Below are 21,719 nucleotides of genomic sequence, written 5' to 3'. Positions count from 1 at the left end.
AATAAAAAATCTATACTATATCTATGACTAACCTGCATGGGGGAATACATCATATGTCTAAAAAAACAATTGTAGAAGTTATAAAATATACTTTACCAGTGAAAAGCAGAATCGCTTTGATGATAGCGTTCATTTTATCGTTGTTAAGTGCTGCTATTGGTTTGGTTTCTCCAATGATTGTAAAGGAGTTTGTTGATCAATTTTCAAATCAAGTTATAGATTGGACGTTAGTTGCCCTTGTTGTAGGATTGTTAATAGCAGATAGTGTATCTTCTACAGTTGCCTCCTCTATTATAAAGTTTACAGAAGAAAAAGTAGTATATTTATTAAGGGAAATTTTATGGAGCAAAATATTAAAACTGCCTGTTTCATATTTCCAAAAAAATAAGTCGGAGTCTTTAGTTAGTCGGCTAACTGAAGATGCCACGTTAATTTCATCTATCTTAACAAAAGACCTAATAGATTTTGTGATGGCTATTATCTCTGTGATTGGAGCCATTATAGTTTTAATGTTAACTGATTTTTGGTTAACTATATTAGTCATTGTGCTTGTTCCGTTAACTTTTGTTCTAGTTTTACCGCTTTTTAAAAGAATAGAGCATATTAATTATAGTCGGCAAGAAAAATTATCAGAGGTTACCGTGTTTTCTTCACAAATACTTAGGAATTTTAAAATTGTGAAGGCTTATGGTAGGGAAGCGGATGAACAAGCTAAAGGAAAGAACTTTTTTTCTAATATGTATCAATTGAGTATTAGAGAAGCGATTATAGATTCCGTAATCTATCCTTTATTGAGTGTAATTGGTTTTGTGATCGTTGTTATAGTTGTTGGATTTGGTTTCTGGCGTTTAGGTTCTGGAGACCTTACAATGGGTACGTTGGTTGCTTTTGTATTATACTTATTCCAGGTTATTGTTCACGTAGCGGGAATTGGGATGAACATTGGCTCTTATCATGAAGCGAAAGGTTCCTTAAAACAAGTGTTTGAAATATTGATGGAAAAAGAAGAAGAGAGCATAACAGAGAATGATAGAAAAATGAGATTTCCTTTTAGTGAAATCAGGCTAGAAAATGTTAATTTTTCTTACAATAAGAAGGAAAATGTTGTATCTAATCTATCTTTAAATGTTTGTCGTGGGGAAGTACTAGCATTGATTGGTGAGAGTGGTGCGGGGAAATCAACAATTATCAATTTGCTTGAGAGATTCTATGAACCAGACTCAGGCAACATGCTAATTGATAACGTTTCTTATAAAAATATTCCTCCACAAATTTGGCGAAAAGGGTTTAGCCTTGTTTCTCAAGATACATCTTTGTTTGACGGGACAATAAAGGATAATATCAAATATGCAAATCCAAATGCAACAGACGAAGAAGTCATATTTGCTGCAAAACAAGCGAGTGCTCACGAATTTATAATGAAATTAGACGATGGATATGATTCGGATATTGGTGACTACGGTAGTTATCTATCTGGAGGGCAAAAACAAAGAATAGCAATTGCTAGAGCCTTTTTAAGGAAAAGTTCATTCGTTTTGTTAGATGAGTATACTTCCAATGTTGACAGTGATACAGAACAGGAATTAATTAAAGCAGTTTCTCAGTTGAGAGGGGATATGGGGTTTATTATCATAGCTCACAGACTTTCCACTGTAAAAGGTGCCGATAAAATTGCTGTGATTAAAGATGGACAGTTAGAAGATATTGGAACACACGAAGAATTAATCAAGAGAAATGATTATTATGTAAGAGTAATTAGAGAACAAATGGATCGAGGCAATGATGTACTATGTAAGTTAAACGAACAAACTAATAATATAGGGTCAAGTTAATATACTCAATTAGGCTGCTATGTTACCAAATTCTATTGGTGTATGGTTGCCTAATTTTTTTATACATCTATCTTTTACTTGAATTAACATAGGATGAAAATAGCCGTAAATATGATAATATCCATATACGACTTTTTAAAGAAAAAACTACTTGAGGTGGAACATCCAGCTAAAGAGGTTTTTCTTCTCTAAAAGGCCATCCAAACAGGCTCAAGATGAAGTGAAGACACAAGCTACTGATCAAAAGAGTTCAGGAGCAATAAGGAAACGTATATGCTTATCGGCCGTACCGTATCATCATAAAAGTTCGATATTCAGGAGGACATTCTGCTAAAGTATCAACTGCTGTGAGAGGGTTACAATGAAGCTGTTGAGGTAGCGAAACCTCTCTTCTCTTGTTTAGTCATGCAGGAATAAGAAATAATGGTACATTGATACATTATAAAGGGGGAGAGGAAAATGAAACGACTATGCATCATCCCCTGCGGGAAGAAAAAAATTTGGGATGTCCAGCCTGATGCCGGGCCGGTAAGGGCGGAGGACGCTTATCTCAGCCCGTTTCATCAGGCATGCGAGCGGTATGCGAAAGCATTTTTCGATGAGTGGGTCATTTTATCGGCGAAGCACGGATTCCTTCGCCCTGATGATATCGTATCGGAAAATTACGATGTGACTTTTGGCACCGGTCATCCGGAGATCATGACTGCTGAGAACCTGCACCGCCAATTTTACGAAAAGGGCTTTTCAGATATCGAAGAGCTAGTCATGCTTGGCGGGAAAAAATATCGAAGCGTCCTAAACGCTGTCATCGGAGAGCATCAGCATATCAGCTGGCCGCTGTCATCGTACAAAGGCATTGGCTACATGCTTCAAGCGCTGAACCGGGCTGTTGAAGAAAAGCAAGAATTGTAGCACGTACATATGAAGAAAAGAGGGTGAACATGAAAAAACTTGTGTTTGGCTTGCTTGCCATGGCGGTATTCGGGTGCGGACTATATATCTATCATGTATGGTTCGGTGATCCATTTTCGAAAAATGCTGCTGAGCAGAAACTTACCTCTTATGTGAAGGAAACCTATCCAAAAAAAGAAATCAAGATCACGAATGGGGTATATAACGCTAAAACCTCTGAATATGTATTCCAAGCAAACACCCAATCTCATCATTATCCAATGTGTACGAAGGGATTTCTCCATCCTAAAGTAGCGTGCGATGGAATTGAAGAAGCGTACACCGAATCAGTAGCAAAACATGTAAATGAAGAAGCATCGAAGGCAATCGAAGCAGACCTGAAAAAAGCGGTTCCGCGAGTCATAAAGGCTGATGCTGTTTTGAGTATCGAAAACGGAGAGTTTACATTAGATACAAAATGGAACAAGCAGCTGGCTGAAAAAGTGTCTATGAACATGACGATTCAGTTAGATGCCAGCGGATTATCAAAAACAGATGCTGCAAAGATGGCGGAAACGGTCAGAAAAACGCTTAATGAAAAGGGATATACATATTTAAACGGCACGATAGACTGTATGCAGAAGGACGGTGACGGCGGTATCGGTTATGTCAAATATTCAATAGATTTTCTCCCAAAAACAGCTATTCAGCCAAACGATGCAGAAGAATTAGGCATTTAAAGAGATTTCCGAGGAAATAAATACGTCGATCATTGTCAGAAGACCAGATGTCCGGTCTTTTTTTATTGCCATAAAACGAGACAAATGGAACAAATCGAGACAAAATGAGACACCTGTCTCAAACTGTCTCCAGTATGAAAATGGAAAGATTGATTTTACGGGCCGAAAAGGCTGGCACACTTCTTGCATTTATAAATGTGAACCCTAAATAGAAGGAGGCACACAAAATGGAATTGTTAAAACGAGAAGGCTTGTCATTAACTGAGGAGAAAGCGCTGTGGATGTACCAAAAGATGCTGGAAATCAGGGGCTTTGAAGACAAAGTGCATGAGCTGTTCGCACAGGGAGTGCTTCCCGGATTCGTCCATTTGTATGCCGGTGAGGAAGCGGTGGCTGTAGGTGTGTGCGCTCATTTACATGATGGCGACAGCATTACAAGCACGCACAGGGGACATGGCCATTGTATTGCCAAGGGCTGTGATCTGGACGGCATGATGGCGGAAATTTTCGGGAAAGCGACCGGATTGTGCAAAGGCAAGGGCGGCTCTATGCACATTGCCGATCTCGATAAAGGCATGCTAGGGGCAAATGGAATTGTCGGGGGCGGATTTACACTCGCATGCGGATCAGCGCTCACCGCTAAATATAAACAAACTAAAAATGTAAGCGTTTGCTTTTTTGGAGACGGAGCAAATAACCAAGGCACCTTCCATGAAGGGCTGAACCTAGCGGCAGTATGGAACCTTCCTGTCGTATTTGTTGCTGAAAACAACGGCTACGGCGAAGCTACCCCATTTGAGTACGCGTCAGCCTGTGATTCAATCGCCGACCGGGCTGCTGCCTATAATATGCCGGGGGTCACAGTTGACGGAAAAGATATTTTAGCAGTTTACCAGGCAGCCGAGGAAGCGATAGAAAGAGCAAGAAACGGCGGAGGCCCATCTTTGATTGAATGTATGACCTACAGAAACTACGGACATTTCGAAGGGGATGCCCAGACCTATAAAACGAAGGATGAAAGAGTTGAGCACCTTGAAGAAAAGGATGCCATTCAAGGCTTTAAAAACTACCTGTTAAACGAAACAGATGCCAATAAGCTGTCAGCCATTGAACAGCGTGTCAGCGAATCGATTGAAAAAGCCGTTTCGTTTAGTGAAGACAGTCCATATCCAAAAGAATCAGAGCTGCTGACAGACGTCTACGTGTCATATGAAAAAGGGGGAATGTGAGATGGCCAGAGTCATAAGCATGTCAGACGCGATCAATGAAGCGATGAAGCTTGCGATGAGAAGAGACGAAAATGTGCTGTTGATCGGTGAGGATGTCGCCGGGGGAGCAGCGGTCGATCATTTGCAGGATGATGAGGCTTGGGGCGGCGTATTAGGGGTCACAAAGGGGCTTGTACAGGAATTCGGGCGTACAAGAGTGCTGGACACACCGATTTCTGAGGCGGGCTATATGGGTGCGGCAATGGCTGCGGCATCCACCGGGCTGAGACCGATTGCCGAGCTGATGTTTAATGATTTTATCGGCACATGCTTTGACCAGGTGATCAACCAAGGGGCGAAATTCCGTTATATGTTCGGCGGAAAAGCGCAAGTGCCGATTACAGTCCGCACCACGTACGGAGCGGGATTCCGGGCAGCTGCTCAGCACTCACAGGCGCTGTACGGTCTTTTCACCAGCATCCCGGGTCTGAAGACGGTTGTTCCGTCCAATCCGTATGACGCCAAAGGCCTCCTGCTGGCGGCAATAGAAGACAATGATCCGGTGTTCTTTTTTGAAGACAAAACGTCCTACAACATGAAAGGCGAGGTGCCGGAAGATTATTATACAATCCCGCTCGGAAAGGCGGACATCAAACGCGAAGGGAGCGATATCACGCTGTTTGCGGTCGGCAAGCAGGTCAATACCGCACTTGAAGCGGCTGCACAGCTTTCAGAAAAAGGCATCGAAGCCGAGGTGCTGGATCCCCGCAGTCTGTCTCCTCTGGATGAAGAAGCCATTTTTAGGTCGTTGGAAAAAACAAACCGATTGATCATCATTGATGAAGCCAATCCGCGCTGCAGCATTGCCACGGATATTGCTGCGATTGTTGCAGACAAGGGCTTTGATTTGCTTGATGCGCCGATTAAACGGATTACGGCACCGCATACACCAGTTCCGTTCTCGCCGGTGCTTGAAGATCAATATTTGCCGACACCAGATCAAATAGTCAGCGTCACGCTTAAATTGCTTGGCGAGCCGGCAATGAATTAAAGGGGGGACACAAATGGCGGTAAAAGTAGTGATGCCAAAATTGGGAATGGCCATGAAACAAGGGGAAGTATCAATATGGAATAAAAAAGTAGGCGATCCGGTTGAAAAAGGAGAAAGCATTGCCAGCATTCAATCGGAGAAAATTGAAATGGACATCGAGGCGCCCGAAAATGGAACGCTGATCGATATCAAAGTGAAAGAGGGAGAAGAGGTTCCGCCCGGAACAGCGATCTGCTACATCGGGGAAGCCAATGAATCGGTGCAGGAAGAGGTGGACGCGCCTGCTGCAGAAAACAGCGCATCGCCAGCCGTCCAGCCCATCAAACAAAACAACAAACCCGCAGCCGCTAAAAAAGAACGGATCAAAATATCTCCAGTCGCCAGGAAAATAGCAGAAAAAGCGGGATTAGACCTGAAACAGCTGAAGGGTACTGGACCAGGCGGGCGAATCGTGAAGGACGACGTCACAAAGGCGCTGGCTGAACCGAAAAAAGATCGGGCAGAGCCGGTTTCTGAGCAGAAAGCGCAGGAAACCCCAGTGACAGGCATGAGAAAAGTCATCGCAGCCAGAATGCAGGAAAGCCTGGCAAACAGTGCGCAGCTGACGATTACAATGAAGGCTGATATCACTAAGCTTGCCGCTCTTCAAAAACAGCTTTCGCCGACTGCTGAAGAACGGTACGGCACAAAGCTGACGATCACTCATTTTATCTCAAAAGCCGCCGTTCTCGCCCTGCAAGCTCATCCTGTACTGAACAGCGTTTATCAAAATGAGCGCATCATCACACATCCCCATGTGCACCTTGGTATGGCTGTGGCCTTGGAAAATGGCTTAGTGGTGCCAGTCATCCGCCATGCTGAAAAGCAATCGCTGATCGAACTGGCTCACTCCATCTCAGAAAAAGCCAACAAAGCACGCGAGGGACGCGCGGGAAGTGAAGAACTGCAAGGATCAACCTTCTCCATTACAAATCTTGGCGCTTTCGGAGTGGAGCATTTCACACCGATATTAAATCCGCCGGAAACAGGCATTCTTGGCATCGGAGCAAGCTATGATACGCCGGTGTATCAAGGGGAAGAAATTGTCAAAAGCACGATCCTGCCGCTCAGCCTGACATTTGATCACAGAGTCTGTGACGGCGCCCCTGCCGCCGCCTTTCTAAAGGCGATAAAAACATATTTAGAAGAACCGGCAGCATTAATTTTATAGGAAAAGCAGGTGAAAACGACATGACACTAGCCATTATCGGCGGCGGGCCTGCAGGCTATGCGGCTGCAGTCTCCGCGGCACAGCAGGGCAGAAACGTGCTGCTGATTGACAAAGGCCGCCTTGGGGGAACCTGCCTGAACGAAGGCTGCATCCCGACGAAGTCTTTGTTAGAAAGCGCAAACGTTCTTGATAAAATCAAGCATGCCGACCGCTTTGGGATTGAGCTTCCGCCCGGTGCAATCTCGATTGATTGGGGCAAAATGCAGGATCGAAAACAACAGGTAGTCAGACAGCTTGTCCAAGGCGTTCAGTACCTAATGAAGAAAAATCAAATACAGGCTGTGAAAGGGACGGCTTCCTTTCTTTCTGACAGAAAGCTCTTAATTGAAGGAGAAAACGGAAAAGAAATCAGAGAGGCGGACCAAGTATTGATTGCCTCCGGATCAGAGCCGATCGAGCTCCCATTTGCCCCGTTTGACGGCGAATGGATCATCGACAGCAAGGATGCGCTTTCTCTTTCTGAAATTCCGTCATCACTTGTCATTGTTGGCGGGGGTGTCATTGGCTGCGAGTACGCCGGGCTGTTTGCCAGACTGGGATCGAGGGTGACCATCATTGAAGCAGCCGGCCAGCTGATTCCGGCTGAAGATGAAGATATTGCCCGTCTCTTTCAGGAAAAGCTTGAGGAAGACGGTGTTGAAGTGCATACCTCATCCCGGTTAGAACGGGTGGATCAAGCGGACAAAACGGCCATTTGGAAAAGCGGGCAGCGGGAGTTTAAAACGAAGGCCGATTATGTGCTGGTCGCGATCGGCAGAAAACCCCGTCTTGACGGATTACAGCTGGAGCAGGCTGGAGTTGATTTTTCCCCAAAAGGCATTCCGGTGAACGACCACATGCAGACAAACATTCCTCATATTTATGCATGCGGGGACGCAATCGGAGGCATTCAGCTGGCGCATGCAGCTTTCCATGAGGGCATCATCGCTGCCTCTCACGCTTCCGGCAGGGATGTCAAAATCAATGAGAAACATGTACCGCGCTGCATCTATACATCACCGGAAATCGCGTGTATCGGAATGACAGAACAACAGGCAAGAAGCATATACGGGGATGTGAAGATTGGCGAATTTCCTTTTTCCGCAAACGGCAAGGCGCTCATTAAACAGCAAGCAGAAGGAAAGGTCAAAATCGTGGCCGAACCGGAATTCGGCGAAATCGTCGGTGTCTCGATGATTGGACCGGATGTGACCGAGCTCATCGGCCAAGCGGCTGCGATTATGAATAGCGAGATGACGGCTGACATGGCGGAGCACTTTATTGCCGCCCATCCGACACTGTCGGAAACATTGCACGAGGCGCTGTTAAGCACGATCGGGCTTGCAGTGCATGCGTAACAAGGAAAAAAGCAGGCGCAGGGAATATACGGCGTCTGCTTTTTTTATTGTTGAAAGCGCTTTATTTTTCCCCTACAATAGATGAAAACGGCGTGTAAGGGAGGAGCGATCAAGGAGATGAATTCGGTCCCAAACGATTTGCAAACCTGGAAACGTTTTGTGAAAGACGGTGTGCTTGACGAAGCCCGTTTAAGAAAACGGATCGCCGAGTCATGGCATCGCTGCAAAAAAGCTGAGGTCAATCCTTATTTAGAAAAAGGCCCAAAGGTTTTACAGCAAACCGAGCTGGATCAGCAGTCAAAAAAGCATTCATTTTTCCTGACGACCGCAAAGCCTTACCTTGAAAAACTGCTGCCTGCCATAAAAGAAATGGAAATGATGGCGCTGTTAATTGATTCAGACGGCGTTGTTTTGGCATTGGACGGACATCCCCGTGCACTTTATGAAGCCAAATGCATCAACTTTGTTGAAGGCGCATGCTGGACGGAAACGGCTGTCGGAACAAATGCGATTGGCACGGCGCTTCACATTAGCGAGCCGGTTGCGATACAAGGATCAGAGCATTATTCAATTGCTTCCCATCAATGGAACTGCTCAGCCGCTCCGATTCACCATGAGGATGGCAGTCTAGCGGGTGTGATTGACATATCGTGTCCGGCAGCAGGCGCGCATCCTCATATGCTCGGTATTGCAACAGCGATTGCCTATGCCGCGGAACGGGAACTGGCAGCTAAAAGCCGTGAGAAAGAGCTGGAGCTGATCAGCCGTTTTGGGGATAGGGCTGCATCCCGTGTGCCAATGGTGCTCTGCAATACCAAACAGCATATCATCAGCGCGAGTGAAGCAATTCGAACCTCAATGCCGGATTGGCAGGGAAGGCACCTGTATGAATTGAAGGAAAGGGGCTTTTCAATCGAAAAAGCCGTCACTATGGGGGATGGCGGCACTTGTTTTTATCTCTCGGAACAAGAGAAAAAGACGGCGTTTCGATTCAATGGAGTCATCGGGAAAAGCGGCAGATCGCAAGCGATGCTGAAGAGCCTTCAACGAGCAGCTGCAGCGGATGCCACGGTCTGTCTGTCGGGTGAAACTGGAACGGGAAAGGAAGTCGCGGCACGTGCGCTTCATGAGAACAGCGGGCGGCGGCACGGCCCGTTTATTGCTGTCAATTGCGGAGCGATCCCGTCTGATTTGATTGAAAGCGAGCTGTTCGGCTATGCGGAGGGCGCTTTTACGGGAGCGAAACGAAGCGGCTACAAAGGCGCCTTCCAAAAAGCCAATCAAGGCACCTTATTTTTAGATGAGATCGGAGAAATTTCCCACTCGATGCAGGTTGCGCTTTTACGGGTGCTTCAGGAACGCAAGATTACGCCGGTTGGCGGGACGAAAGAAATTCCGGTTGATATCAGAGTCATTGCCGCCACGCATTGTGATTTGCGCGAGCTTGCCGAAAGCGGCAAAATCAGAGAGGACTTGTTTTACCGCCTGCATGTCTATCCGGTCGAACTTCCTCCTTTACGCGAACGCCCCGAAGATATTCCGGATCTTTTTCAGTACTACAAACAGAAACATCATTGGCCCGGAGAACTTCCTCCTGCTTTTTTGGAGGTGCTGAAGCAATGGAGGTGGCCGGGAAATATTCGCGAGCTGTTTAATGTGTTTGAACGTCTTTCTATCAGATTTCCGGACGGCAGGCTGAGAGATGAGCCGCTTACCGCTTTACTGGAGGCTGCCGGACTTCCGGTCAGCCCGGCAGAAAAAAAGCCGGCTGCTGCCGGCGCGCTGACTCTTCGTGAGAAAATCCAAAAAGATATCATCATCAAAGCGCTCGAATCTGCAAAAGGAAACGTCTCTCAAGCAGCCAAAATCAGCGGGATACCCCGCAGCACTTTCTACAAACGCTTGAAAAAATTCAATTTGTCCGCTGAATCATAAAGCATACTTCCTTCGGGAAATGGAAACATTATGTATGAAGGAGGGTGTTGCTATGAATATTCAAAGGGCGAAAGAAATTGTAGAATCTCCCGACATGAAGAAAGTAACATATAACGGCGTTCCTATTTACATTCAGCACGTAAATGAAGAAACTGGAACAGCAAGAATTTATCCGCTTGACGAACCGCAAGAGGAGCATGAAGTGCAGCTGACTAACTTAAAAGAGGATTAAACAAAAATGGCCCGCTTCATAAGCTGGCCATTTTGTTATCCGCGCGGCGCAAATAAGATGACGCAGACGCCGATGAGACAAATGAATGCACCGACCCAGTCATACAGATCAGGTGTTTTTCGGTCAACAAGCCATCCCCACAGGACCGCAAGCACGATGAATACCCCGCCATAAGCGGCATATACACGGCCGAAGGAAGGAAAGGACTGAAGCGTCGGAAGAATGCCATAGACAACAAGGATCAGCGCTCCGGCGATCCCATAGCCGACTGGCTTTGCCTCTCTCAGCCACAGCCAAACCAAATACCCGCCGCCAATTTCGGCAAGCCCCGCCGCGAGAAATAAAAGAATGGTAATCAGCATCACGCGCACTCCTCAAGTTGCTTTTCTCTTTCATTATAAAGGAGGAGAGCTGTTAAAGCTTTGGATGATTCTCAAATTCCTTTAAATACGCGCTGCGCTGAATCTCCGTAAATTGACCGATCCAATTGCTTTTCGCCTCTTCATTCAGATGGGGAAGGATATAGCGTTCAACCGCTTCGAAAAACAACGGATTCGGAATGATGTTCCAAGTGGGAATGCGAATGGTCTTCTGATCAACGGTTTGGATCAATATATCTTCCTGGAAAATTCCTTTTAGACTAAATTTATGGCGGCTCATCTCAATTTTCTTGATATCAGTAAACGTAACAGACACTTTGTCAGTGAACACTTCTCCATCTTTTCCTGTCTTGATGCGGAAAATGGTATTTCCCCGCGGGGTGAAAGCCGGAAAGAAGATGATAAATAAATATAAACAAAACAAGGTGAACAGAAAGCCAGCAGGAATGGCTAATAGGTAATATTTCGTTTGAAACGTAATACCCATATAAAAGAGCCAGAAACATGCTAATCCCATACCGGCAGATCCGACAAAAGCCCATATTCTCAGGAACATTTTGCTTTTGACTTCAATGATTTCTTGGTTTTTCAATGCTTTTCTCCTTTTGTTAATTCAATTGTTATCATTTTGAAATGATTTGATTTACAATATCCTTATGAGCAGGGAGGATAGAAAATTCATTCTGGGTGATGCCTGTGACAAGCCAAGTATGGTGAGCCCCCGGCAGGACAAATGCCATGTCAGCCACTTCAGGAGTGTTATCTTTGCCATATGCCAGACGCATAAGTGTATCCATTTTCCCTTTCCGCAAAGCCAGATCATTTACAAATCGGGTAACGTCCTCTTGGTGGTCATGTTTTTCAAGGAACTCTTTTAGATGTGAAGGGTTGTCTGAAGCGCCCTCCAAGAGCTTTTCAAATTCATTTGATGTCAATGTCACAATCGATTCTCTTTTATCCTCTGTATCTATTATATGTAAAAACTCATCTGTCTTAGCAAGTAACCCTTCACTTGATTCCATTTTTGTAATGCGATGGACTTGTTCATCAAAAAGGAGTTCGTGAGAGTACGTGCCGAATTTTGATACATGGCAGGACACATTCTGTTCGGCGCCTTGCCCGTTAAATTTAGAAAGCTTCACTGTATAGTCAGCGTCGTTTAATACATGGATAAACGGACAGTACTCGTCCTTTAACCGATATTGATGGTTCCGATATTCCGCCGCATCTTTGGCTAAGAGTGAGCGGCACGCCGCTTCGAACAAAGCGCCGAGCTGTTCATCTTCTATTTCCGGAAAATAGGCCTGCTTCAAGGCCATTCCCTGTTCAAAAAACCCTTCGCTGTAAAAACAAAATAAGAGTTCTTCTATGCTGATCGTAAACTGCTTCATTGTTTATTCTCCTATCCAAATGAAAGTTTCCCTTTGAGGAAATGGGTTGCGCCGTGTATAAGCGAATCCGCTGTTTTCTTTGCTTTTTCCATTCCTTTTTTCGCGCTGTCTATTCCTTTATGGATCGTTTTATTTGCCGCATCTATGCCGTCATTCACTGATTTCACGACTTTGCCGGCTGATTCCAGCCCTTTCTTGGCTGTATCGACGACAGCATGGATCGGTTCTTTCAGCTTTAAGGCTGCTTTTTCGGCAAAACCGGCTGTATATTTGGCGATTTGTTCTCCGACGACTCCGCCAATGTATGAACCTGCTGCCCCAAGAAGGACAGTACCCACAGGTCCTGCAAAGCTTCCGATTGCACCGCCGATGACAGCACCAGCTGTGGCACCGCCGGCAACAAAAATCGTATTATTCACAGCATTCCCGACGGCCTTGGCGTTTTCACGCTTGAGAACTTCCGGTTTGTTTTGGTATTTCGCGTAATTTTCAGCTATTTTCAAGCCCGCTCCGAACGTTTCGGTTGCACCGGTAATCAGTGTCGCGGTAATGGCATTTCCTTTAGCGAATTTCAATCCTGTTTTTCCGACATCCTTTAAAGTTGAGCGTACGCCGGCTTCATTAAGAAATCCTTTTGTGTAGCTCCTGACGCTGTTTGAAAAATCCACCGTATCCTGAGGAAAGTATTTTGTAAATTTTTTATGTACCAAATCCGAAAATGGCCGGTTAGTCTTTTTAAGCAAATATTTAGGATTCAAAAGCACTCTGGCGGCTTTTTGATAACGCGAGCTGTCAACAGCCCTGGAAATATCCAATAGAAGTTTTGAGTGCTGGGCGGTATGCAAGCCGCTTGGCTGTTTCACAAATTTCGTAAGCCCTAACCCGTAATATTTTCCCTGCGTCAGCATAAGGGCGGTTAAGCTTGTCAACGTACCGTATTTGTCGTAGGCATTGTAGAGCTTTCGCAAAATATCATCTTGTTCCACAAATTTATCGCCCGTTTTTCTGATGAAAATCTCATTGTCACTCAGCTTGGTGACGAGCGCCTTTCCTGAGCTCCACGCATCGCCCACTCCAGAAAAACAGCTGCTGTAGCGGGGATCGCATTGCAAAATCATCTGCCCCAGCTCCACATGCAGGTCCTTATATTTGTTTTCCATATCAGTTAATTCCGTGACTACATCATTTGCAAGCTGTTCGAGCTTATCCGGATCAACTGCAATGTTTCCTGACACACCGTTCACCTCCCGAGTTTATGTCTTTCCTCTCTTGCTTTACGTTCCATTTCTTCCATTCTGGCAATTTCAGCTTTTCGTTCTTCTATTTTGACTGCGGCTGCTTTTAGTTCCTGGCTTGTTTCAAGCAACTCCTGTTCAAATTGATCGTAGGCGGCTTTCGTTTCCTCGAAATCCTGGTCGAATGACTCTCTGGCTTTTCCCTGCCAGGCATCTCCCAATGCAGATAACCGGGATTCAAGCAGCATTTTGGAGCTTCTGACCTCTTCTGCGGCCGCACTGTACTTGTTTGCCAGCTCAATGACTTTATATGAGTCCAACTTTTGTCCCCTGCCTTTTCTAAATTCACGCACAAATGGATGTTTTATATAAATGATTATAAATAATTCGGCATGCATCCGAATCGTACAAAAGAACCTTTTCATAAGAATTGGAAGGGCGTATATTCACTTAAAATTCATAGTTGGTGAGACTTTAAGATTACAAAAAAGGTAAAAAAATCAAATCGTCCAGACATAAGGTAAATGAGAAATTTCCCGCTCTGTGGGAAAAAACACTAAAGTTGATCAAATGACCTAAGTGCGCCAAACGTGTTACGGGACGGACCCTTTCATGGTATAAATGAAATGTAAACGTTATCAAGGAGGTCGTCATATGAAGGAAAAATCATTCTCAATCTTAATAGCGGGCGGAGGGAGCACTTTCACTCCAGGGATCGTTCTGATGCTCTTGGACCATTTGGAGGAGTTTCCGATCAGAAAGCTGAAGCTGTATGATAATGATAAGGAAAGACAGGATCGCATAGCAGGTGCTTGTGACGTTTTTATCAGAGAAAAAGCGCCGGACATTGAATTTACAGCGACGACTGACCCAGAAGAAGCTTTTACAGATGTCGATTTTGTTATGGCGCACATCAGGGTAGGAAAATACGCGATGCGTGCGCTGGATGAACAAATTCCTTTGAAGTACGGAGTTGTCGGCCAGGAGACGTGCGGGCCGGGCGGTATCGCATACGGCATGCGTTCCATCGGCGGCGTGCTTGAAATATTAGATTACATGGAAAAATACTCGCCGGATGCGTGGATGCTGAATTACTCCAACCCGGCGGCGATCGTAGCCGAAGCAACGAGACGCCTCAGACCGAATTCAAAAATCCTCAACATCTGCGATATGCCGGTTGGAATTGAAGACCGGATGGCGCAAATTCTTGGCCTGGCCTCTAGAAAAGAAATGAAGGTCCGCTATTATGGATTAAACCATTTCGGCTGGTGGACATCAATTCAGGATCAAGAGGGCAACGATTTAATGCCGAAGCTGAAGGAGCATGTATCTCAATACGGGTATATTCCGAAAACAGAGGCTGAAGCTGTTGAAGCGAGCTGGAATGACACGTTCGCCAAGGCGCGTGACGTGCAGGCCGCAGATCCTGACACATTGCCGAATACGTATTTGCAATATTATTTGTTCCCGGATGACATGGTGAAAAAATCAAATCCGAATCATACGCGGGCAAACGAAGTGATGGAAGGGCGAGAAGCCTTTATTTTCAGCCAATGTGACATGATCACACGCGAGCAGTCCTCGAAAAACAGCGAAATTAAAATCGATGATCATGCTTCATATATCGTAGATCTAGCCCGGGCGATTGCTTACAACACTGGTGAACGAATGCTCTTGATCGTTGAAAACAACGGTGCGATTGCGAACTTTGACCCGACTGCGATGGTCGAGGTGCCGTGTATCGTCGGCTCAAACGGGCCTGAACCGATCACCGTCGGCACTATTCCGCAATTCCAAAAAGGGCTGATGGAGCAGCAGGTATCTGTTGAGAAACTGACTGTTGAAGCGTGGGCGGAGAAATCGTTCCAAAAGCTCTGGCAGGCGCTGATCCTCTCAAAAACAGTACCGAATGCGCGTGTGGCCAGGCTCATTCTTGAGGATTTAATTGAGGCCAACAAAGACTTCTGGCCTGAGCTTGACCAAAGCCCAACCCGCATTTCATAACTGAAATACCCCCCGTTTTCGAATCTGTTATTGTATATAATAGAAAGAAAATGGGGGGATCTGATATGAAGCTCGACGAACTGATTAATCAGCACTACGGCAAATTAAATGACAACGATTTTCATATTTTAAAATATATATTGAATCACAAGCACACGTGCTATCATCTTGGAATTGACGCGCTGGCCAAAGCTTGCAGTGTATCGCGTTCCTCGATTTTGCGGCTTGCCCAAAAGCTCGGTTTCAGCGGCTACAGTGAATTTCGCGTCTTTTTAAAGTGGGAAGATCAGCCGGAAGAAGGCGAGAGTATGAGTTTTCAAAAGCTGCTTGACGATATTGAATCAAATCTGAAATTCTTAAGGTCAAAGGACATGACGGAGATGTGCCAGCTGATTGATGAAGCCGACCGCATTTTCGTGTATGGATCAGGAAATGCGCAAAAGATATGCGCCCGTGATTTGCAAAGAATGTTTATTCCGCGCCATCGGTATCTTATTTTGATTGAAGACAGAAATGAATTTAAACTGATGCGCGATGATTTTAAAGTAAACGATCTGTTTATCATCATTTCTCTTTCCGGAGAAACACCGGAGCTGATTCCTCAGGCAAGAATGCTTTCTGCAAAGGGTATTCCCTTTATTTCCATTACGAATTTAAAAAACAATGTCCTCGCCCAACTGACTCCGCATAATCTTTATGCGGCAAGCAAACCTGTGACATTAAGTGATAAAACGGAAATTGTTGCTTTTGCACCATTTTTTCTCGTTGGCGAAGCATTGTTCCGCGCATATGTTGATTACAAAGAGGCAGAAAAAAATGACATTGAGTAGCAGGGGGTTCTGGTATGATGCAAAAAATTCAGCGCTTTGGAAGCGCGATGTTTGTGCCTGTTCTATTATTCGCGTTCGCCGGCATTATCGTCGGTATCAGTACGCTTTTTAAAAATAAAACCCTCATGGGCCCGCTTGCTGATCCTGACGGGTTTTGGTATCAGTGCTGGTATATCATTGAGCAGGGCGGCTGGACAGTATTTAATCAAATGCCGCTCTTATTCGCTATCGGCATCCCGGTTGCTTTGGCGAAGAAAGCTCAGGCGCGCGCTTGTTTGGAAGCGCTTACGGTTTATCTGACGTTCAACTACTTTGTCAGTTCGATCTTGACGGTATGGGGAGGCGCATTCGGCGTCGACATGAACCAAGAGGTCGGAGGAACAAGCGGGTTAACGATGATTGCGGGCATCAAAACACTTGATACCAATATTATCGGTGCCATCTTTATTTCTTCGATTGTCGTCTTTTTGCACAACCGCTATTTTGATAAAAAACTGCCCGATTTTCTCGGCATCTTTCAAGGCTCAACGTATATCGTGATGATTTCCTTCTTCATTATGATCCCGATCGCTTTGGCCGTGTCTTACATTTGGCCGATGGTTCAGACGGGAATCGGATCTCTTCAGAGCTTCCTGGTTGCTTCCGGGGCAGTGGGCGTCTGGATTTACACATTTTTGGAACGGATTTTGATTCCGACCGGCCTTCATCACTTTATTTACACGCCGTTTATTTATGGGCCTGCAGTAGCAGAAGGCGGGATCGTCACGTATTGGGCACAGCATCTCGGAGAATATTCGCAAAGCGCCAAACCCCTGAAGGAGCTTTTCCCGCAAGGCGGATTCGCGCTTCATGGGAACTCGAAAATCTTCGGCATTCCGGGGATCGCCCTGGCGTTTTATGCCACAGCCAAAAAGGAAAAGAAAAAACTGGTCGCAGGGCTGCTGATCCCTGTTACGCTGACGGCGATTGTCGCGGGCATTACTGAGCCAATTGAATTCACTTTCTTATTCATTTCTCCTTTCTTATTTGCAGTTCACGCTGTGCTTGCCGCAACAATGTCGACAGTCATGTACATGGCCGGTGTCGTCGGTAATATGGGAGGCGGGCTGATCGAAGCGGTAACCTTGAACTGGATCCCGCTCTTTGGCAGCCACGGTATGACGTATGTGTATCAAATTTTGATTGGGCTCTCTTTTACAGCTATTTATTTTTTCGTCTTCCGATTCTTAATCCTCAAATTCAATATCGCTACACCGGGACGGGAAAAGGATGATCAGCAGGAAACAAAGCTGTATTCGAAACAGGAATACAGAGAAAGAAAAAACAAGGACGAAACGGCCTCCGCTGCTGAAACGGCAGATGATACCGCTTTTCTGTATATTGAAGCGCTGGGCGGAAAGGACAACATCACTGAAGTGACAAACTGCGCCACCCGTCTCAGAGTCAGCGTCAAGGATGAAACAAAGGTTGAGGCTGACAGCGTGTTCCGAGCGCTTGGCGCGCACGGCATCGTCAGAAATGGGAAGGCGTTTCAGGTGATTATCGGATTGAGCGTGCCGCAGATGCGGGAGCGTGTGGAGAAAATATTAAATCAATAATGCCAGCCCTCCTTTTCGGGAGGGTTTTCGTTTGCCGTCAAAAAGACCGTCATAGTAAAGTAAAGAAAGAGATAATCGAGTAAAAAAGGGGTTTGGAGGCTTTTACATGCAAAAGGCTTTATCGTTTTTAAAACCATACTCATTGCTGGTGGGAATTGCGCTGATTCTCATGTTGACGGAGCTTGCGGTTGAACTGATGCAGCCTTTACTGATCGCAAAAATCATCGATGATGGGATATTAAAGCAAGATATGCAGCGTGTATGGACATGGGGAGCGGTCATGATCGGACTGACGGTGTTATCATTTGCAGCAGGAATGCTGAATTCCTTTTATGCCGCCCATGTCAGCCAAAGCTTTTCTTATGATACGAGAAAAGGGCTTTTTCAAAAAATCCAGTCCTTCTCCTATTCTACATTTGGGCAGTTTTCGTCCTCTTCTTATATCACAAGGCTGACAAACGATGTCACACAGGTTCAAAACATGATTTTTATGAGTTTGCGGTTTATGCTGCGGGCACCGTTAATGATCGCAGGCGGTATTGTGCTGTCGCTCGCCGTTAACGTGAAGCTCGGCCTTTTTCTGCTTGTGACCATTCCGATCCTGATCGTGTTTTTGCTTTGGGTCCTAAAGAAAGGCGGGGCGCTGTTCCGCTCAGTGCAGAAGCGGCTCGATCAGGTGAATACCGTCATGCAGGAAAACCTAACAGCGATTAAGCTGATCAAAGCGCTGCTCCGCGGCAGCCACGAGGTCAAACGATTTATCAAAGCGAACACGAGGCTGATGGAAAAAACGGTTTCAGCCTTTCAGCTTGTGGAATTCACAATGCCTGTGCTGATGCTGATGATGAACCTCTGCATCCTTTTGGTTTTGTGGGCAGGGGCTTACAGTATCGCGGGCGGAGGCACTCAGGTCGGCGATGTTGTTGCAATTATTAACTACGCAACACGAATTACGGGCGCACTTTCGATGTTTCCGTTTTTGATTATGATTTTTACCCGTGCGAAGGCTTCAGGAGATCGAATTGGCGAGGTGCTTGAAACGGAAGGTGATGAGCGGGAGGAAGGCGCCATATCTGATCGTTTGGCGGGACGGATTGAATTTCAGCATGTATCCTTCCGTTATCCCGAAATGGACAGAGAAGCGCTGCGGGATGTAACATTTTCCGCAAAACCAAGAGAAACGATCGCGATTCTCGGCGCGACGGGGTCTGGCAAGTCTACGCTTTTTCAGCTCATTCCGCGGCTTTATCAGCCGGATTCAGGCAGCATTTACATAGATGAAAAGCCGATTCGTGATTTCCCGGCTGACGGGCTTCGCAAGCAAATTGGATATGTACCGCAGGAGGTGCTCCTGTTTTCCGGCACAATCAAAGAAAATATCGCTTGGGGCAAAGAAAATGCTTCACTTAATGAAATAATGGAAGCGGCCAAACATGCGTTAATTCATGAAACGATTATGAAGCTCCCAAATGGGTATGACACCGTATTGGGGCAAAGAGGCGTCAACCTGTCCGGCGGCCAGAAGCAGCGGATTTCCATCGCGCGGGCGCTGATCCGAAAGCCGGCCATCCTTCTTTTGGATGACAGCACAAGCGCGCTCGACCTGCAAACAGAGGCGAAGCTGCTTGAGGCGATCAGCACATATGAGTGCACAACTTTGATCATTACGCAAAAAATGACCACGGCGATGAAAGCTGATGAGATTTTGCTGCTTGAGGATGGCGAATTGATTGAAAAAGGCACGCACAATGAGCTGCTTTCTGAATCACAGCTATACAAGCGCATTTACGAGTCGCAATTCGGAAGGGAGGGGAGCGAGTCATGCTAAAAGACATCCGCAAGCCTTTCCAATATCCCAAACTGCCAATCGACAAAAAAGAGGGCGCGAAAAAGCGGGCAAAAGCAAAGGATACAAAAGGCACACTCAGGCGAATCTGGTCATACTTGGCTGAACGTAAAGGACTGCTGATACTTGTCATGCTGATGGTTGTGATCAGCGCGATATTCGGGCTTCTCGGCCCCTTTGTGATCGGAAAGGCCATCGACCACTTTATTGTTGGGCGAACGGTCAGCGGATTGCTTCCCGTTTTGCTGCTTCTTCTCGCCATTTATATCATCCAGTCCCTGTCGCTCTGGTTTCAAAACTATTGGATGATTACGATTTCTCAAGGCACTGTTTTCAGAATGAGAAGCGAGTTGTTCACCCATCTGCATGAGCTGCCGATTCCGTTTTTTGATAAACAGCGGCACGGCGAGCTGATGAGCCGGGTGACGAATGACATCGAAAATGTCAGCTCTACCTTAAATACGTCAGTCATTCAAATCTTGTCAAGCGTGATTACCTTTGTCGGAACAATTGCGGTGATGCTGTATATGAGCCCGCTCCTTACATTGATTACGCTGACCATTATTCCGGTAATGGCAGCGAGCCTGAAATGGATAACCAACCGAACGGGTAAGCTGTTTAAAGAACAGCAGAAAAACCTGGGTGAGCTGAATGGATATATTGAGGAATCTGTTTCCGGCGCAAAGGTCATCAAAGCCTATTCGCGTGAGAAGCAGATCACAGCCGAATTTCTCGAAAAAAACGCTGCGCTCAAGACGTCGGGTTTCTGGGCGCAGACGATTTCCGGTTTTATCCCGAAAGTCATGAACTCTTTGAACAACTTAAGCTTTACGATGATTGCCGCAATCGGCGGTTTTTTCGCGCTGAAAGGCTGGATCTCCATCGGCTCCATCGTCGTCTTTGCCGAGTATTCAAGACAATTCACACGTCCTTTAAACGATCTGGCCAACCAGTTTAATACGATGCTGTCTGCAATTGCCGGCGCTGAGCGGGTATTTGACGTGCTTGATGAAAAAGAAGAGCGCGAGGATGAAAAGAATGCCGTGCATCAGCCGATCCAAACAGGAAGTATTGAATTCCGGAATGTGTCCTTCGGTTACGATAAAGGGCAGCAGACACTAAAACATTTACAGTTTACTGTGCCTGCCGGGCAGTCCATCGCGTTTGTCGGGCCGACGGGAGCTGGGAAAACAACTGTCACCAACCTGCTTGCCCGTTTTTATGAGCCTGACGAGGGAACGATTTTAATCGACGGTATAGATATTAAAACCCTTACCAGAGCAAGCCTGAGAAAAAACATGGGATTTGTCCTACAGGATTCGTTCTTGTTTCAGGGAACAATCAGAGAAAATATTCGATACGGCAGGCTTGATGCTTCCGATCAGGAAGTCGAAGCCGCTGCAAAAACAGCGAACGCCCACGGCTTTATTGAACGGATGCCAAAAGGATATGATACAGTGCTGACGCAAAACGGCTCGGGCATCAGTCAAGGACAGAAACAATTGATCTCCATAGCAAGAGCCGTGCTGGCCGATCCGGTTCTGCTCATTTTGGATGAAGCGACTAGCAACATTGATACTGTAACAGAAGTGAAAATCCAAGAAGCGCTTGCCCGTTTAATGGAGGGGAGAACGAGCGTCATCATCGCCCATAGGCTGAATACCATTCAAAGAGCGGATCAGATTGTCGTATTAAAAGACGGCGAAATGATTGAAAAAGGCAGCCATGATGAACTGATGCGCCAAAAAGGATTTTACTGTGACTTATACGATAGCCAATTTCAGAAATAAAGAAAAAGACCTTTGTCCCTCACAAAGGTCTTTTTTGTTACAGTTTTATAGTACTTTTATTTCATTTTCGTAAAATGTAACAAAATTACTTGACGTAAACAAGTTATGTATATATACTAGCTTACATTAAGTAAGTGATAACATTTATC

The 21,719-nt window shown here is 45.8% G+C and carries 19 protein-coding genes; 14 read left to right on the top strand and 5 right to left on the bottom strand.

The genetic code is table 11. The annotated features are described in order from the left end of the window. Nucleotides 1-53 precede the first annotated feature (53 nt). From MOB98_RS15930 to MOB98_RS15890, 9 genes are all read left to right on the top strand, one after another. Nucleotides 54-1,832 carry an ABC transporter ATP-binding protein gene (locus MOB98_RS15930; protein ID WP_268360920.1) on the top strand — a complete coding sequence of 593 codons (1,779 nt, stop codon included), beginning with the start codon at nucleotides 54-56 and terminating at the stop codon, nucleotides 1,830-1,832. Nucleotides 1,833-2,291: 459 nt separating this feature from the next. Next, the gene (locus tag MOB98_RS15925) at nucleotides 2,292-2,744 is read left to right on the top strand and encodes a DUF6884 domain-containing protein (RefSeq protein ID WP_019713636.1); all 453 of its coding nucleotides are present in this window, start codon (nucleotides 2,292-2,294) and stop codon (nucleotides 2,742-2,744) included. A gap of 29 nt (nucleotides 2,745-2,773) precedes the next feature. Then, on the top strand, nucleotides 2,774-3,463 hold the full coding sequence (locus MOB98_RS15920) for a hypothetical protein (RefSeq protein WP_268367257.1): 690 nt from the start codon (nucleotides 2,774-2,776) through the stop codon (nucleotides 3,461-3,463). 227 nt (nucleotides 3,464-3,690) lie between these two features. Next, nucleotides 3,691-4,692 carry an acetoin:2,6-dichlorophenolindophenol oxidoreductase subunit alpha gene (acoA, locus tag MOB98_RS15915; RefSeq protein WP_268360452.1) on the top strand — a complete coding sequence of 334 codons (1,002 nt, stop codon included), beginning with the start codon at nucleotides 3,691-3,693 and terminating at the stop codon, nucleotides 4,690-4,692. A gap of 1 nt (nucleotide 4,693) precedes the next feature. Next, complete coding sequence (gene acoB, locus MOB98_RS15910; RefSeq protein ID WP_268360453.1) at nucleotides 4,694-5,722, top strand: acetoin:2,6-dichlorophenolindophenol oxidoreductase subunit beta; 1,029 nt, start codon at nucleotides 4,694-4,696, stop codon at nucleotides 5,720-5,722. A gap of 13 nt (nucleotides 5,723-5,735) precedes the next feature. After that, nucleotides 5,736-6,932 (top strand): dihydrolipoamide acetyltransferase family protein, encoded by a 1,197-nt coding sequence (locus MOB98_RS15905; protein ID WP_268360454.1) that lies wholly within the window; start codon nucleotides 5,736-5,738, stop codon nucleotides 6,930-6,932. Between the two features lie 20 nt (nucleotides 6,933-6,952). Continuing rightward, nucleotides 6,953-8,329: an acetoin dehydrogenase complex dihydrolipoyl dehydrogenase gene (gene acoL / locus MOB98_RS15900; RefSeq protein WP_268360455.1), complete on the top strand. Its 1,377-nt coding sequence runs from the start codon at nucleotides 6,953-6,955 to the stop codon at nucleotides 8,327-8,329. A 117-nt stretch (nucleotides 8,330-8,446) separates the two neighbouring features. Further along, on the top strand, nucleotides 8,447-10,264 hold the full coding sequence (locus MOB98_RS15895; protein WP_268360456.1) for a sigma-54-dependent Fis family transcriptional regulator: 1,818 nt from the start codon (nucleotides 8,447-8,449) through the stop codon (nucleotides 10,262-10,264). Between the two features lie 52 nt (nucleotides 10,265-10,316). Beyond that, on the top strand, nucleotides 10,317-10,496 hold the full coding sequence (locus MOB98_RS15890) for a small acid-soluble spore protein H (RefSeq protein WP_024573066.1): 180 nt from the start codon (nucleotides 10,317-10,319) through the stop codon (nucleotides 10,494-10,496). Between the two features lie 35 nt (nucleotides 10,497-10,531). On the opposite strand, the gene MOB98_RS15885 is transcribed toward MOB98_RS15890, so the two are convergent. From MOB98_RS15885 to MOB98_RS15865, 5 genes are read right to left on the bottom strand one after another with little or no spacing between them, the layout of a single operon-like run. Continuing rightward, on the bottom strand, nucleotides 10,532-10,861 hold the full coding sequence (locus tag MOB98_RS15885; protein WP_268360457.1) for a YnfA family protein: 330 nt from the start codon (nucleotides 10,859-10,861) through the stop codon (nucleotides 10,532-10,534). A gap of 49 nt (nucleotides 10,862-10,910) precedes the next feature. Beyond that, a complete protein-coding gene (locus MOB98_RS15880; RefSeq protein ID WP_268360458.1) occupies nucleotides 10,911-11,468 on the bottom strand; it encodes a YfjD family protein in 558 nt (185 codons plus the stop codon). Nucleotides 11,469-11,499: 31 nt separating this feature from the next. Continuing rightward, complete coding sequence (locus MOB98_RS15875; RefSeq protein WP_268360459.1) at nucleotides 11,500-12,267, bottom strand: hypothetical protein; 768 nt, start codon at nucleotides 12,265-12,267, stop codon at nucleotides 11,500-11,502. Nucleotides 12,268-12,278: 11 nt separating this feature from the next. Further along, complete coding sequence (locus MOB98_RS15870; protein WP_268360460.1) at nucleotides 12,279-13,502, bottom strand: hypothetical protein; 1,224 nt, start codon at nucleotides 13,500-13,502, stop codon at nucleotides 12,279-12,281. Between the two features lie 5 nt (nucleotides 13,503-13,507). Next, nucleotides 13,508-13,822, bottom strand: coding sequence for a WXG100 family type VII secretion target (locus MOB98_RS15865; protein ID WP_268360461.1), 315 nt, complete (start codon nucleotides 13,820-13,822; stop codon nucleotides 13,508-13,510). Nucleotides 13,823-14,156: 334 nt separating this feature from the next. On the opposite strand from MOB98_RS15865, the gene glvA reads away from it, so the two are divergent. From glvA to MOB98_RS15840, 5 genes are all read left to right on the top strand, one after another. Then, nucleotides 14,157-15,506: a maltose-6'-phosphate glucosidase gene (gene glvA, locus MOB98_RS15860; protein WP_268360462.1), complete on the top strand. Its 1,350-nt coding sequence runs from the start codon at nucleotides 14,157-14,159 to the stop codon at nucleotides 15,504-15,506. A 65-nt stretch (nucleotides 15,507-15,571) separates the two neighbouring features. Next, nucleotides 15,572-16,336 carry a MurR/RpiR family transcriptional regulator GlvR gene (glvR, locus tag MOB98_RS15855; protein WP_268360463.1) on the top strand — a complete coding sequence of 255 codons (765 nt, stop codon included), beginning with the start codon at nucleotides 15,572-15,574 and terminating at the stop codon, nucleotides 16,334-16,336. A gap of 14 nt (nucleotides 16,337-16,350) precedes the next feature. Next, nucleotides 16,351-17,934 carry a PTS maltose transporter subunit IIBC gene (gene malP, locus MOB98_RS15850; RefSeq protein ID WP_268360464.1) on the top strand — a complete coding sequence of 528 codons (1,584 nt, stop codon included), beginning with the start codon at nucleotides 16,351-16,353 and terminating at the stop codon, nucleotides 17,932-17,934. Between the two features lie 106 nt (nucleotides 17,935-18,040). Further along, nucleotides 18,041-19,762 (top strand): ABC transporter ATP-binding protein, encoded by a 1,722-nt coding sequence (locus MOB98_RS15845; protein ID WP_268360465.1) that lies wholly within the window; start codon nucleotides 18,041-18,043, stop codon nucleotides 19,760-19,762. Further along, complete coding sequence (locus tag MOB98_RS15840; RefSeq protein WP_268360466.1) at nucleotides 19,756-21,570, top strand: ABC transporter ATP-binding protein; 1,815 nt, start codon at nucleotides 19,756-19,758, stop codon at nucleotides 21,568-21,570. The genes MOB98_RS15845 and MOB98_RS15840 overlap by 7 nt, the downstream gene beginning before the upstream one ends. Nucleotides 21,571-21,719 lie beyond the last annotated feature (149 nt).

The organism is Bacillus sp. N13C7 (assembly GCF_026790065.1).
In the GTDB taxonomy this organism is placed as follows: domain Bacteria; phylum Bacillota; class Bacilli; order Bacillales; family Bacillaceae; genus Bacillus.
This window is presented reverse-complemented; position numbering and strand designations above follow the sequence as displayed.